This is a genomic window from Novosphingobium sp. FSW06-99, assembly GCF_001519065.1.
GTDB lineage: Bacteria > Pseudomonadota > Alphaproteobacteria > Sphingomonadales > Sphingomonadaceae > Novosphingobium.
Map to the genome: position 1 here is coordinate 133,066 of NZ_KQ954262.1, position 13,480 is coordinate 146,545.

Annotated in this window: 12 protein-coding genes; 3 read left to right on the forward strand and 9 right to left on the reverse strand. The window is 64.7% G+C overall.

Annotated features, from left to right (window positions below):
* Window positions 1-4: 4 nt before the first annotated feature.
* The 4 genes from AQZ49_RS18190 to AQZ49_RS18205 are packed head-to-tail and all read right to left on the reverse strand — an operon-like array spanning window position 5 to window position 3,465.
* Window positions 5-1,237, reverse strand: a complete 1,233-nt coding sequence (locus AQZ49_RS18190) for a rhodanese-like domain-containing protein (RefSeq protein ID WP_067619154.1) — start codon at window positions 1,235-1,237, stop codon at window positions 5-7.
* Window positions 1,234-1,857 carry a cysteine dioxygenase family protein gene (locus AQZ49_RS18195; protein ID WP_067619085.1) on the reverse strand — a complete coding sequence of 208 codons (624 nt, stop codon included), beginning with the start codon at window positions 1,855-1,857 and terminating at the stop codon, window positions 1,234-1,236. The genes AQZ49_RS18190 and AQZ49_RS18195 overlap by 4 nt, the downstream gene beginning before the upstream one ends.
* The gene (locus AQZ49_RS18200) at window positions 1,854-2,636 is read right to left on the reverse strand and encodes an ABC transporter ATP-binding protein (RefSeq protein ID WP_067619088.1); all 783 of its coding nucleotides are present in this window, start codon (window positions 2,634-2,636) and stop codon (window positions 1,854-1,856) included. Before AQZ49_RS18200 ends, AQZ49_RS18195 begins: the two co-directional genes overlap by 4 nt.
* Window positions 2,637-2,670: 34 nt before the next feature.
* Window positions 2,671-3,465, reverse strand: coding sequence for an ABC transporter permease (locus AQZ49_RS18205; RefSeq protein WP_067619090.1), 795 nt, complete (start codon window positions 3,463-3,465; stop codon window positions 2,671-2,673).
* Between the two features lie 295 nt (window positions 3,466-3,760).
* Between AQZ49_RS18205 and AQZ49_RS18210 the strand changes: the two genes are divergently transcribed.
* Complete coding sequence (locus AQZ49_RS18210) at window positions 3,761-4,594, forward strand: LysR substrate-binding domain-containing protein (RefSeq protein ID WP_067619093.1); 834 nt, start codon at window positions 3,761-3,763, stop codon at window positions 4,592-4,594.
* 108 nt (window positions 4,595-4,702) lie between these two features.
* Window positions 4,703-5,371 carry a peroxiredoxin-like family protein gene (locus tag AQZ49_RS18215; RefSeq protein WP_067619096.1) on the forward strand — a complete coding sequence of 223 codons (669 nt, stop codon included), beginning with the start codon at window positions 4,703-4,705 and terminating at the stop codon, window positions 5,369-5,371.
* Here the strand turns inward: AQZ49_RS18215 and AQZ49_RS18220 are convergent.
* The 4 genes from AQZ49_RS18220 to AQZ49_RS18235 all read right to left on the reverse strand — a co-directional run bounded on the left by AQZ49_RS18220 (window position 5,368) and on the right by AQZ49_RS18235 (window position 10,009).
* The gene (locus tag AQZ49_RS18220) at window positions 5,368-6,318 is read right to left on the reverse strand and encodes an NAD(P)-dependent oxidoreductase (protein WP_067619099.1); all 951 of its coding nucleotides are present in this window, start codon (window positions 6,316-6,318) and stop codon (window positions 5,368-5,370) included. The genes AQZ49_RS18215 and AQZ49_RS18220 overlap by 4 nt on opposite strands.
* Window positions 6,315-7,487, reverse strand: a complete 1,173-nt coding sequence (locus AQZ49_RS18225) for an acyl-CoA dehydrogenase family protein (RefSeq protein WP_067619102.1) — start codon at window positions 7,485-7,487, stop codon at window positions 6,315-6,317. Before AQZ49_RS18225 ends, AQZ49_RS18220 begins: the two co-directional genes overlap by 4 nt.
* A 3-nt stretch (window positions 7,488-7,490) precedes the next feature.
* The gene (locus AQZ49_RS18230) at window positions 7,491-8,507 is read right to left on the reverse strand and encodes an ABC transporter substrate-binding protein (RefSeq protein WP_067619105.1); all 1,017 of its coding nucleotides are present in this window, start codon (window positions 8,505-8,507) and stop codon (window positions 7,491-7,493) included.
* Window positions 8,508-8,608: 101 nt separating this feature from the next.
* A complete protein-coding gene (locus AQZ49_RS18235; RefSeq protein ID WP_231739299.1) occupies window positions 8,609-10,009 on the reverse strand; it encodes an FAD/NAD(P)-binding protein in 1,401 nt (466 codons plus the stop codon).
* Between the two features lie 275 nt (window positions 10,010-10,284).
* On the opposite strand from AQZ49_RS18235, the gene AQZ49_RS18240 reads away from it, so the two are divergent.
* The gene (locus AQZ49_RS18240; RefSeq protein ID WP_067619161.1) at window positions 10,285-12,693 is read left to right on the forward strand and encodes a TonB-dependent receptor; all 2,409 of its coding nucleotides are present in this window, start codon (window positions 10,285-10,287) and stop codon (window positions 12,691-12,693) included.
* A gap of 30 nt (window positions 12,694-12,723) precedes the next feature.
* Here AQZ49_RS18240 and AQZ49_RS18245 read toward each other — a convergent pair whose 3' ends face one another.
* Window positions 12,724-13,305 (reverse strand): DNA-3-methyladenine glycosylase I, encoded by a 582-nt coding sequence (locus AQZ49_RS18245; protein ID WP_255355430.1) that lies wholly within the window; start codon window positions 13,303-13,305, stop codon window positions 12,724-12,726.
* Window positions 13,306-13,480: the final 175 nt, after the last annotated feature.

Below are 13,480 nucleotides of genomic sequence, written 5' to 3' on the forward strand. Positions count from 1 at the left end.
TCTTTCAGATGACGGTAAAACCATGGGTGCCGTCGCGGCGCAGTTGTTCGACCAGGCCGTATTCCCAATCGAGATAGGCCTGCATTGCGACGGCGGCATTGTCGGTGCCCTCGTAGGGGCGTTTGTAGCGGCCTTCGGGTCCGCGCGCAGGCGGCGCGCCGTCGGGTCCGGTTTCCAGCGCAACATGGTCGGGCCAGTCGAGCACCAGCACCTCCCACCCCAATTGCGCCAGCCACGATGCGGTCATGTCGGCGCGTGGGCCCAGATCGTCGCTCAGCACGATCCGCGCGCCCCGCACCGGCGCATTGTGGTCGGTTTCCTGCACCAGTTGGCCACCCTGGGCGTTGCGGAAACCGGGCAAGTGACCAGCGGCATAGACCTCTGGCAGGCGCACGTCGTATTGATAGAGCGTGCGCGCCGATTGCGATCGCAAATAGGTCAGCTCGTCCCACGCGATATGCCGCACACCGGCGCGGTATGACACCGCCCGCGCCCGCACACGCGCATCGTCGAGCAGATCGGCATCGGGTTCGGCGGCGCGACGCGCCTGCCCGGTTTCCAGCGCCTGCCCCGCCAATGTCCAGCCGATCGTGCCGTTGCGCAAGGCAAACACCCGATTGGGCACCCCGGCATTGACCAGCGACTGCGCGCCGATGATCGACCGCGTGCGGCCGGCGCAATTGACGATGATAGTGGTATCGGGATCGGGCGCCACTTCGCGCGCGCGCAGCACCAGCTCGGCGCCGGGCACGCTGACCCCGCCGGGGATCGACATCGTGGCATATTCCTCGAACCGGCGGGCATCGAGAATGGCGATATCGGCCTTTTCCTCGATCAGCGCCTGCACATCAGGCGCGGGCAACGAAGGGGTGTGGCGATGGTGTTCCACCAGTTCGCCAAATGCCTTTGAATAGGAATTGACGTCTTCGAACAGTTCGAAGCCCGCCGCGCGCCAGCCATCGAGCCCGCCGTGCAGGGCCCGGACTTCGGTATAGCCAAGTGCGCCCAGCCGCTCGATCGCTGGTTCCACCAGCCCTTCGCCCGCGTCATAGACGACCACCGGTGCCGTGCGTCGGGGCAGGCGCCAGGGCGCCTCAAGCTCCAGCCGCCGCAGCGGGATCTGCGCGGCAAACAAGGGGTGCCCACCGGCAAACGCGGCCTCTTCGCGCAAATCGATCAGGGCGATTTCGTCGCGCGCCAGCAGGGCGTTGCGAACATCGTGTGCAGAAACAGTCATGCGTTGCCCGATCGATCCCACAAGTTGGGCAGCACGGTGTTGGCATAACCCGAAATAAAGCGTTTGGACGTGCCGTCAGGCGCATAGGTCGCGCGTTCGACCGCGCCGATATTGCCGCCATAAACATGGATCGAGATCGACGGAGCATCGCCATTGGCGTTCCACACGCGATGGATATCACCGATGCGCGGACTGACCGCATCGACCTCGCCGGTGTTCAGCGTGTCGATCACGCCGTTGCCGATCAGGCTGCCATCGGGCGCGCGATCATACCGCTGCGCCGCTTCGCGTCCGCGCAGCACGCCGATCAGGCCCCACACGCGATGGTCGTGAATTGGCGTGCCCTGCCCTGGACCCCACACGAACGACACCACGCTGAACCGTTCGCGGCTGTCGCAATGGAGCAGATATTGCTGATAACGCTCGGGATGCGGCTGGGCGAACACATCGGGCAGCCAGTCGTCGTGCGCCACCAGACGGGCGAGCAGCGCCTTGCCCGATTGCAGCACTTCGGCCTCGTCGCGCGTGCAGGCGATCAATTCGGCAAGGCTGGTAACAAATCCGCGCAACCGCGCGATTCCCGCCGTGCGATCGAGCGGGGCAGCTAGGGTCGTGGTCACAAATGGCCTCCCTGGGGAAACGGAATGACCCCGGATGAGGCCGGCGTGCCGCCCAGAATGTCAAGCAGCTTGTGCCGCAAAGGCTGGGTCAGATCGCCGCGTTCGCCGCGCGCAATGCTGATGCGTTCCTGCGCGGCGATGCGTCCGGCATCCAGCACCAGCACGCGGTCGGCCAGCGCGATCGCTTCATCGACATCGTGCGTAACCATCAGCACGGCGGGTTGGTGCGCGCGCCACAAATCGAGCACGAGGTCGTGCATGCGCAGGCGAGTCAGCGCATCGAGCGCCGCGAACGGTTCATCGAGCAACAGCAGTTTGGGTTCGCGCACCAGCGCGCGGGCCAGCGCGACACGCTGCGCCTCGCCACCCGACAGCGTCAGCGGCCAGGCATCGAGCCGGTGGCCCAGCCCGACTTCGCGCAAGGCGGCCTGGGCGCGATCCCGGATATCGGCGCCGCCCAGCCCCAGCGCGACATTGCGCCAGACCTTTTTCCACGGCAACAACCGTGCATCCTGAAACACCACCGCGCGCGAATTGGGCACGCGCACATCCTGCCCGTCGGCAGCATCGAGCCCTGCCAGCGTGCGCAGCAAGGTGGTCTTGCCCGATCCCGACCGGCCCAGCAGGGCGACGAATTCGCCCGGCCGAATATCGAGATCGAGCCCGTGCAGTACGGTCGTCTCGCCAAAGCTGCGCACGAACCCGCGCAAGCGTACCACCGGTGGCGGCACCGATACCGGCGGCTCTGCGGGATCGATAAAATTGAGACGGGCGTCCATCACGGGTTGCTCCATCAGAGGGCAGGAAAACGGGTCATGCGTCGACCATGCTGGGGCGCCAGACGAGCGCGCGCCGTTCGATCAGGCGCACCAGCCAATCGGCACCAAGACCCAGCATGGCATAGACCATCAGGCACACCACGATGATGTCGGTGCGCAGGAAATCGCGCGCATTGTTGATAAGATAACCCAACCCAGCCGAGGCGTTGATCTGTTCGGCGACGACCAGCACGAGAATGGCGATCGACAGCGAATAGCGCAGCCCCACCAGCAACGACGGCATCGCACCGGGCAGGATGACATGCCGGATCAATTGTGCCTGGCTGAGGCCAAAGCTGCGCGCGCCCTCGATCAGGCGCGGATCGACGCTGCGGATGCCGCTGTACAAGTTGAGATAAACCGGAAAAGTCGAGGCAAACGCGATCAGCGCGACTTTGGGCAATTCTCCAATGCCGAACCACACGATGAACAGCGGCGTCAGCGCCAGCGTCGGGATAGTGCGCTTGATCTGCATCACCGGATCGACCGCCGCTTCGCCGCGCCGCGACAGCCCGGCAATCAGTGCCAGTACAACACCGGCCGTGATCCCGATCGACAGCCCCAGCAGCACGCGCTGAAACGACACTAATAGGTTCGACGGCAATTCGCCCGACACGATCATTGCAAACAGCGTTCCCGCGACCGTCGATGGCGCGGCGAGTGTGCGCGCGGGGATCAGCCCGATGCGGCTGGCCGCTTCCCACAGCACCAGCAGCGCCAGCGGCGACACCCAGTGCGAGGTGCCAAGTCGGCTGAGCAGGGATCGGGATGAACCGGTTGGGGCGACCATGGTACGGACTCACTCGTGCGACGGGATAACGGCGTTGAGCCAATACCTTGATGTCTACCAATTCAATTGAGTTCCACGAGTCTGCCTTGAGCAACGCTTATAGGTGGGCGCGGCAGGCGCCCACCTCATCACAAACCATCATTTTATATCAGATACTTAGATCGTGGCCACAGGCGGGATATAGGAATCCTTCGCCGCAGTTAATCTCTACTATTTTGATTGGCATTTCTCATCCGCCTATGAGACTTGTTCGCGCGTCCCTGCGCTTGCAAAGTTCCCAAGGTAATCCAGACCCATGCCAGTCAATCTTCCCACCAACCTGCTGCGCAGTTTTGTCGCCATTGTCGACACAGGGTCGATGCTCAACGCTTCGGAAAAGGTGTTTGTTACCCAGTCCGCGCTCAGCCTGCAGATCAAGCGGCTGGAAGAGCTGTTGCAACAGGCGCTGTTCCACCGCGACGGGCGGCGCCTGACGCTGACCCCGGCGGGCGAACTGATGCTGGATTATTCACGCAAGGTGCTGGGCCTGCACGACGAAGCCGTGGCGGCAGTGACCGCCGGGCACTTCGCGGGCCCTGCGCGGATCGGCATGGTGCAGGATTTTGCCGAGATGCTGCTGTCGGGCCTGCTGGCGCGCTTTGCCGAGTTGCACCCCGAGGCGCAGATCTATTCGCGCGTGGCCGGCACCGCCGAAATGCTGGCGCAACTTGAACGCCGCCAGCTCGATATCGTGCTGGGGTTTGCAGCGCCGGGCGATCCCGATGCCATCGCCCACGCGCCGATGGCCTGGTACGGCGAAATCGCACTACTCGATCGCAACCCGATCCCGCTGGCCGTGCTCGAAACGCCGTGCCGCTTCCGCGAAGCCGCGGTGCGCGCGCTGGAGGATTCGGGCCGTTCGTTCCGCATTGCCGTCGAAACGCCCAATCTCACCACTTTGCGCGCGGCGGTTCAGGCCGGGCTCGGCGTAACTTGCCGCACCCATCTGTTCCTTAAAGAGGCCCCGCTGGAACATCCCGGCCTGCCCGCGCTGCCGCGTGTTTCGTGCATCCTGCGCACCGGCAGCGCACTCGACGGGGCCACCTCACGCCTGGCTGAACTCGTGCGGGACACTGTCGCGCCGCTGTGACCGACGCATATTGCAAAGTCTCAAGCATGGCCGTGCGCTTCTCGATGTCGCGCGCGGCGCTTGCTGCCTACGCCTTGCCTGCCGACAGCAACAAGGAGTGCGCAGACAATGACCAGCAGGACTTTGGCCGAACGCTTTGCCGAACTTCAGGCAGAGCGCGAACGCACCTGGCCAGCCGCCCGACTGGAAAAGAACGCGCGTCAGCGGCGCGTGCTGGTCGAGCGCAACGATCCTTCGGCCCGGCCGCAGCCGGGCGAGCGGATTGCGCCGTTCACGCTGATCGATGCCGAGGGTCATGCGCTGGCAAGCACCGATCTGCTGGCGCAAGGGCCTGCGGTGCTGGTATTTTTCCGCTATGGCGGATGTCCGGCCTGCAACATCGCGCTGCCCTATTACGAGCAAACGCTGTGGCCCGCGCTCCACGCGGCGGGCATCCCCCTGCTGGCGGTCAGCGCCCAGATCCCCGTCGATCGCGGCCCGAGTTTGCGCCACGGGCTGACGTTTCCGACATTTTCCGATCCCGACTATGCGCTCGGCCGTCAGCTCAACCTGACGTTCCTGCCCGACGACCGCCCCGAAGTGGCCCCCGGCCAACCGTGGATCGGCGCATCGCTGGGCACCAACAGCTATGAAATCGACCAGCCCGCGGTGGTCGTGCTGAACAGCGACCATACGCTGCGCTTTATCGATGTCAGCCCCGACTGGATGGTTCGCACCGAAAGCGATGTCGTGCTGGCCACCATTCCTGAAGCAGGCGCAACCGCACGGGCCGCCTAATATCCCCGCAACCGGTCGACCACGTCGACCGGTTGCTGGCCATAGGCGACACGGGTGATGTCGGTCAGGATCTTGTCGAGCAGCTTGCCGCGCGCCAGCGTATAGCTGGCCGAAATATGCGGCGTCAGCAGCACGCGCCGGTGAGTATAGAGCGGGTGCCCTGCCGGCAGGGGTTCGGGATCGGTCACATCGAGCGTCGCGAACGACAGACGCCCGGAATTGAGCGCGGCGATCAACGCCGCCTGATCGACCACCGAACCGCGCGCCACGTTGATCAGATGCGCACCGGGTTTAACCTGGGCCAACAAGTCCGGTCCGAACAAGTGGCGGGTTTCCGGTGTGGCGGGCACGGCAATCACCACATGATCGGCACGCGCCACGACGTCGGCTACGCTGGGCAGCATTTCGACCCCGATCACCCCGATCCTGGCGGCATTGCTGCGCCGCGCCGCCACGACCCGCGCGCCGAGCGCGGTGGCGCGGCGGGCGACGGCCGTGCCGATCGCCCCCAGCCCGACCACTCCAATCGTGCTGCCCAGCACCTGGCCCAATTCGGTATAGCGCCATTGCGCCGGTTCATGCGCGGCCGCAGCAGCCAGATCCTTGGTGCGCGCATAGATCGCCGCAATGACATAGTCGGCGATTTCTTCCGAAGCCGTGCCGCGCGCGCACGACACCACCGGCGCATCGAGCAGCCAGTGCGGATAGAAATCAACCCCCGCCGATGATGTGAACACCCAGCGCAAGCGACCCGGCCAACCCGCCGGGACATCGTCACGCGGCGCCTGTCGCCAGGCAGGCGTGGGCCGCACGATCAGGGCATCGGCATCGTTGGCGATCGTCCAGGGCGTATCAACCGGCGCGGCGATCACTTTGGGCCGGGAGGGATGGCGCGCAATCGCCTCGTTCAGCTCTGCCTCAAGCTGGCTGGCAATCACAAAGCTCATTGGCCCAGCCCCGCCTTGCCCGCACTGATCAGCACGGTATCGGCCTGCGGCGAATGGATCCGGCTGCACAACACGTCGCGATAATGGCGTTCGAGCGGGTTGTTGCGGCTGATCCCCGGATTGCCGGTCAATTCCAGCCCGATTTCGACCGCGCGGATCGCGTTGCCATTGGCAACATGCTTGACCAGGTTGACCTCGCTGGGCGTGACCGGGCGCCCCGCATCGATTGCGGCGGCGGTGCCCTCAATCAGCGCGCGGTTGGTGTGCAACAGCGCCTCGATCTCGCCGAACTTTTCCTGCACGCGCGGCAAAGTGGCCAGTGCCGCGCCCAGATTGGCGGGCACCCGATCGTTGAGATAGCGCGCCAGCCAGTCGCGCGCGGCCCGCGCCGCGCCGTCATAGATCGTGGCAATCGCCAGCGCGTTCCACGCCATGGCGCCGTTGGCCGCACCGGGGAGCGGCGCCCAATCGCGCGGATGGCGCAGATCGACCGCAAAATCCGCCGGGGTCGGCGTGTCGTGAAACACCACTTTGTGGCTGACCGTGGCGCGCATGCCCAGATGATCCCATTCGGGGACGATCGTGATCCCCGGCGCCGCCGGATCGACCAGCAACAGGCCAAGGCGCGGTTCCGGTTCATCGGTGCGGGCAAACACGGCAAACCAGTCGAGCCCGGTCGATCCGGTCGAATAGATCTTTTCGCCCGAAATCAGCCACTGGTCACCCACGCGCCGGGCAATCGTCTTGGGCAGGCCGCCGCGCACCGGGGTGCCCAGTTCGGGCTCAACCCGGAACGTGCCGATCAGCCCCTGCCCGGCCACCGCCTCGCGCGCCAGCCGTTCATAAAGCGCGCCCGGCCAACGGCCGTTGCGATCGGGCGCGGCGTGAAAGGCATATGTCATGAACAGGATCAGCGCGGTCGAAGGATCACCCTTGGCCACCGCCCCCAGCACACGCAAGGCATCGACAAAGCCCGCACCGCTGCCGCCCAGACGCGGCTCCACGGTCAGGCCGATCAGCCCAAGTTCGGCCAGAATATCGAAATTCTCGCGCGGGAAGCGCGGACTGCGGTCATAGTCTTCGGCGCGTTCGGCCAGTCGCCGGGTCAGCAGGTCGAGCGCGGCGTCCGACAGATCGGGACCGGTGGCAACAACGGCATGCGTGGCCATGGCTCAGGCCTCCTCGATCACGGGGTTGAACCGGTTGTCCCACAAGGGGCGCACATCGACTTTGTGCGGGATTAGCCCGGCATCGGCGAACACGTCGGCAACCGCCTGTTGCGACGCGATCGCCGCATCGGTGACCGGTCGCAATTGATAGGGATCGCTCTTGCGCGCAAATTGCGCGCGAACATAGTCCACCGGCACGCCGATCGACTTGGCGACAATCGGGGCCCACTGTGCCTCGTGCGCGGTGCTCCAGGCAAAGGCCTGACGTTGCAGGCGCAGGAACCGGCGGATCAGGTCGGCGCGCACCGGATCGGCAATCGCCTGCTTGTGCGCGGTCAGCAGATAGTTGCCCGACAAGAAGCCCAGCGCGGTTTTGAGGATGCGCGCGCCATCATTGGCGATCGCACGCTCGATCGGATAGCCGTAGACCGCCCAGGCATCGAGCGAACCTTGCGAAAAGGCCGCGGCGCCATCGGCCACGGTCATCGCCACCGGATAGATATCCGACCAGCCCAGACCGACCGATTGCAGCATCCGGATCAGGAAATATTGCGCGGTGGTGGCGCGTACATAGCCAACCCGGCGCCCCTTGAGATCGGCCAGCGTGCGGATCGTCGAGCCTTTGGGCACCAGCACGGCCTGGCTGTTGACGTCGCCATGCTCGATGGCGATCTGCGAAAAGCTCTGCACCGAGGAAGACAGCGCAAACACCGGGGGAATCTCGCTCATCCCGGCCAGATCGATCGCCCCCGAATTGAGTGCCTCGACCGCCAGGTGGCCGGATTCGAATTCGGCATAGCTGATCGGGAAATCGGGCGTGATCCCGGCGGCGGGAAACAGCAGGCGGGTATCGGTCGCCCCTTTGCCGATCACCGCCACGCGCAGGCCCTTGGCTGCGCCGGGTTTGTGCCAGCCGCACCCGGCCAGCAAAGCGGCCGAGGCCACGGCCCCGCCCCCCGCCAGGATGCGACGACGGGTGTGCCCGCTGGTGAGGACGGCGGACGACTGCGGAAAAATCATCACTCTGCTTTCGATTTCGGGCAAACGGGCCTATTAACTCTACTGTATTGATTGAGAATCCGCGCGGCAATTGAGGATTGCCAATAAGGGCGACAAAGGCGCTAAAGTGTGGCCACCCCGGCGAGCAGCCGCGCCAGAGCCCAGACCTGTTGGCGGATATCGGGCACCGCGATCATTTCCCAGGCGATACCCTTGGTCAGCGGGCCGACCGCATGGATGCGCGGATTGGCCTGGCCTGCATGACCGATCACACGCCATTGCGGATCGACGTCAAGCCCCAGTCGGTGCACGTCGGCGCGCATTGCGCCACGCCCCAGCAACGCCTGGATCAGCGGTTGCCGCGCCTGCGCAATGTCGCCTTCGGGGCCGATGCAGTTGATCACCCGCGCCGCCGCCAGCGTGGCGATGGCATTGCTGCCGCGCGGACGCCAATGCAGCACCGCAGCATCCGCATCGACAGAGGCATCGACCAGTCGCCCGGCAACAAAGCGCAGGCGCCCTTCGGCCTGCAACGCGTCCAGCCGCGCGCCGATTTCGGGCGCCAGACGATGCCGATGGACATCCCAAAAGGGGCGCAAATGGCGCAGAAAACTCGCCTGCGCCCGCGCATCATGGGCACGCCACAGCGCCTGGGTGTGTGGTCGCAATTCATCGATGGCCAATCGCCAGCCGACTTGCGCGGCACGCCGGCGTACCGCGCCGACCAGCGCGGTGCTACGTGCCGTGGGCGCGGGCACCTGCGCGACATCGGGCCCGGATGGCAGATGCGCGCGCGGGACCAGTCCGCGCCGCGACAGCGCCACGATCGGGCCACGATGCCCGCTTCGATCGAGCGACAGGATCAGATCGATCGCGGTCAACCCGGTACCGACCAGCACGACGCGATCATCCGGCCGCAACCCTGCCAGCGCCTCGGGATGCCAGGGGTCGGCCCAAGCCAGCGGCGGCGGTAGCATGGCCAGCGGCGCAGGCAGGCGCGGCAGACAATGGCCCAGCGCCAACACCGCAGTGCGCCCGGCCACCACGCGGCCATCGGCCAGCACGGCATCGACCCCTTGCGCGGTTTCAACCAGATCGACGACGTCGTCGGCACGCACATGCAACGGGCGACGGGTCTGCCCCAGACTGTTGATCAGCACTTCGCGCAAGTATTGCCCATAGGCCAGCCGGGGCACGAACCGGTTGCACTGATCGGCATCCGAAAATCCCATCCAGCGCAGAAAATGGCCCGGATCGTCGGGAAATGCGCTCATGTTCGCGGCGCGCACGTTAAGCAGGTGTTCGGGACGCCGCGTGCCGAACGCCAGACCTTTGGCAAGCGCGGCCTGATCGCGTTCGAACAGGACCACCGGGACCCCCTGCCGGGCAATATTGATGGCCAGCAACGTGCCCGAAAACCCGCCCCCGACAATCAGCACGGGCAATTGCGCCCGATCATCGGCAACCGCGCTCATCCCCGGTCCGGAGCCTTCATTGCCATCAAACTCCTGCAATCGCGTCATGTTTCAATCCGGTACGGACCATAGCTATTTGTCTACCAATAGAGTGGAGATTAACGCGAGGCAAGCCCGTTTGCCGCCCTTGTTGCGCCAAGCCGTCCGAGCGTTCGGGTTGATGATAACTCAACTTGAACAGTTGAGAATAAATAGGACGACCCCCGGCATTCCGCCTAGATCGGCGCCTGTCGCCGCCGGGGGTGTGCGCCGCTGCCCATCGGGGCGTGTCGGTGCGTTCGGGCGGCGGTCCGTCGACACAACAGATCATCCAGGGAAGAAACATGATCCGCAACCGTTCCGCATGCCTTGCCTGGTTGGCCGGCACCGCGCTTGCCAGCCTTGCCACGCCTGCCTTTGCCGCCACCGCCCCGGGTGCCGCCGCCCCCGAGGCCACCCCCGACGCCGACATCGCACCAGGGCAGGACATCGTGGTAACCGCCACGCGCAAGGAAACCCGGCTGCAACAGACGCCGGTGGCGGTCAGCGTGATCGGGTCTGAATTCCGGTCGGAACAGAACGTCGTGACCTCGCGCGATCTGGCCGGGCAGATCCCCGGCCTGTTCACCACGCCCTCGGGCATTACGCCGCTGACCAACACCTTTTTCATCCGCGGCATCGGCAACAGCGACCCGATTTTCGACCCCACCGTCGGGGTCTATCTCGACGATGTCTATCTGGCGCGTGCCATCAACGGCCTGGCCGATCTGACCGATGTCGAACGCGTCGAAGTGCTGCGCGGACCGCAAGGCACGCTGTTTGGCGCCAATTCGTCGGGCGGCGCGATCCGCTACGTCACCCGCGCACCGACCGACAAGCTGGAAGAAAGCGCCGACGTCGGCTATGGGTCGTACAACACGTTCAACACGCATGCCTATGTTGCGGGCGCGCTGGTTCCCGGTCTGCTCGATGCCAGCGTGGCGATCGCCCACGATCAGCACGCCGGGTATAGCTGGAACCCGTCGCAGAACGACTATGTCAACAACCAGAACACCACCAGCGGGCGTGTCAAACTGGTGTTCACGCCCTCCTCGCGGCTCAAGGCGACCGTCACCGCCGATGGCACGATCGACCATTCTCAGGCCGCGCAATATGATGCGACCACCTGGAACGCGACCAACCCGGCGCTCAGCGGTCTGGGCGCGATCACCGCCGGCACGCTCTACAGCCCCACGCAACTGGCGGCCTATCAGCCCAATGTCAGCTATGCCGGGCGCTATCCGGTCAACTATTCGCATATCGGCGGGGTAACCGTCCGGCTTGACGAAACGCTCGACGATCATCTGTCGCTGCATGCGATCACCGCGCTGCGCGCGTTCAACCAGGCGCCGGTGAATTACAACAACGACGGCCAGAATTTCCTGCCCTATGATGCGGCCCATCCCACGCCGGTGGAAGTGTCGGACAATTACATCACCTATCGCCAGCACCAGTTCAGCCAGGAATTGCAGGTGCAGGGCAATTACAAGCTGGTCGATTTCACCGGCGGGTTCTATTATCTGTTCGAGAATTTTTCGAGCAACCGCATCGGCTATGTCACCGGACTGCCGACATCAAACACCGCGCTGCCGACCGCGCCGTTCGACCAGATCGGCGATACGCGCAGCTTCAACTATTCCGCCTATCTGCAAGGCAACCTGCATCTGACCGACGCGCTGACGCTGACGGCGGGCGGGCGCTATATCAGCGAGCACCGCGAATTCACCTTCAACGGGGTGAACGACGATCTGGGCGGCAACCCGATCGACCCGACACTCTATCCCCAGGTGCTGACCGGCGGCGCGATCCCGACGCTGGGCGTCAATATCCTGGGCAGCCAGATCAACTTCAACAATGCGGCCGTGCTCAATGCCAAGACCTGGCACGCCTTCACGCCCAAGGCCGGGGTGTCGTATCAGGCCGCGCCGACCTTCTTTGTGTTTGCCGACTATGCCAGGGGGTTCGACGCGGGCGGTTTCAACAACCGCGCGCTCAACATCCAGACCGCGCTGCCTTATAACCCGGAAAACGTCGACACGTATGAAGGCGGCATCAAGACCGACTGGCTTGACCATCGCCTGCGCATCAACCTGACCGGGTTTTACAACGATTACAAAAACCTGCAGACGACGGTCGCGGTGTTCAGTCCGATTTCGGGAACTTATGTCAGCACGCGCGGCAATGCCCCTTCGGCGCACACCGACGGGTTCGAGCTGGAAACCTCGGGCCAGCCCACGCGCAATCTGGCGCTGGTGTTCAACACGACGTATCTCAAGACCCGCTATGACAACTATGCCTCGCCCGCCGAAGGCACCGTTCCGGCCTACAACTATGACGGCAACCAGTTCGCCGGAGAGCCGAAATGGCAATATTTCGGCTCGGTCACCTGGACCATCCCGGTGTCGACCGGCGGCACCATCAAGCTGGGCGCGAGCGGCAGTTATTTCACCTCGTACTTCTCGGATTCGCTCAACAGCCCGCAATACCAGATTGCCGCACATGGCGTTGCCAACGCCTTTGTCGCGTTCGAAACCGAAGACCGGCGCTGGACCTTTACACTGACCGGCCGCAACCTCGCCAACGCGTTCTACTTCACCTCGCTCACCGCGATCGGCGCGGCGGTCAAGGCAGGGCCTTATGCCGGCACCACTTTGCTCGAAGGTGCGCAAAACCCGCCGCGCACGCTGTTCCTCAAGGCCGCCTACAGCTTCTGATCCATCGCCCCGGCCCGGCCGGGGCGATCATCACCGCACGGCCAATGCCATGCAGGTTGCGCGCTGCGGACAATCATGCGCGTGGTCGTTGACCATGCCAACCGCCTGCATGAAGGCATAGACGGTCACCGCGCCGACAAATTTGAAACCCTTCGCCTTGAGCGCGATGGACAATGCAAGCGAGATCGGCGTGCTGGCGGGCATGGCGGACCCATCGCCGACAATCGTCCGGCCGTCGACATGGCGCCATATAAAGTCGGCGAAATCCTCGCCCGCCGCCGCCATCGCCAGATAGGCGCGGGCATTGCCGATGGTCGCCTCGATCTTGGCACGCGCGCGGATGATGCCTGGATCCTGCATCAGCGCATCGATCCTGTCCGGGCCAAAGGCCGCGATGCGCACCGGGTCAAAACCATCGAACGCGCGGCGAAATCCCTCACGCCGGTGCAGAATGGTGCGCCACGACAGACCGGCCTGAAATCCCTCCAGCATCAGCATTTCCCACAGCAGGCGCGGATCCCGCACCGGCACCCCCCATTCGCGGTCGTGATAGGCCTGCATCAGCGGATCGCCCTGCGCCCAGACGCAGCCTTGCGAAAGATCGGCGGTCACTGTGCAATGCGCATGGCGCGGGGTTTGGCAATGGTGGCTGGTTGTTCGAACATGGCGGTATCCTCACAGATGGTCTGTGCAATCGTGCGGCGCGACGTCGATTGCAAGATGGCTGATGATTCCGGCCGGGGATGAACGGCGCAAACAGAGGTCTATCCGCCCGCACCACCCCCGC

Bases quoted from the DNA above. Each gene is read 5' to 3' on its own strand.
- AQZ49_RS18190 (WP_067619154.1), bottom strand. From the start codon at position 1,237: ATGACTGTTTCTGCACACGATGTTCGCAACGCCCTGCTGGCGCGCGAC.
- AQZ49_RS18200 (WP_067619088.1), bottom strand. From the start codon at position 2,636: ATGGACGCCCGTCTCAATTTTATCGATCCCGCAGAGCCGCCGGTATCG.
- AQZ49_RS18205 (WP_067619090.1), bottom strand. From the start codon at position 3,465: ATGGTCGCCCCAACCGGTTCATCCCGATCCCTGCTCAGCCGACTTGGC.
- AQZ49_RS18210 (WP_067619093.1), top strand. From the start codon at position 3,761: ATGCCAGTCAATCTTCCCACCAACCTGCTGCGCAGTTTTGTCGCCATT.
- AQZ49_RS18215 (WP_067619096.1), top strand. From the start codon at position 4,703: ATGACCAGCAGGACTTTGGCCGAACGCTTTGCCGAACTTCAGGCAGAG.
- AQZ49_RS18220 (WP_067619099.1), bottom strand. From the start codon at position 6,318: ATGAGCTTTGTGATTGCCAGCCAGCTTGAGGCAGAGCTGAACGAGGCG.
- AQZ49_RS18225 (WP_067619102.1), bottom strand. From the start codon at position 7,487: ATGGCCACGCATGCCGTTGTTGCCACCGGTCCCGATCTGTCGGACGCC.
- AQZ49_RS18230 (WP_067619105.1), bottom strand. From the start codon at position 8,507: ATGATTTTTCCGCAGTCGTCCGCCGTCCTCACCAGCGGGCACACCCGT.
- AQZ49_RS18235 (WP_231739299.1), bottom strand. From the start codon at position 10,009: ATGACGCGATTGCAGGAGTTTGATGGCAATGAAGGCTCCGGACCGGGG.
- AQZ49_RS18240 (WP_067619161.1), top strand. From the start codon at position 10,285: ATGATCCGCAACCGTTCCGCATGCCTTGCCTGGTTGGCCGGCACCGCG.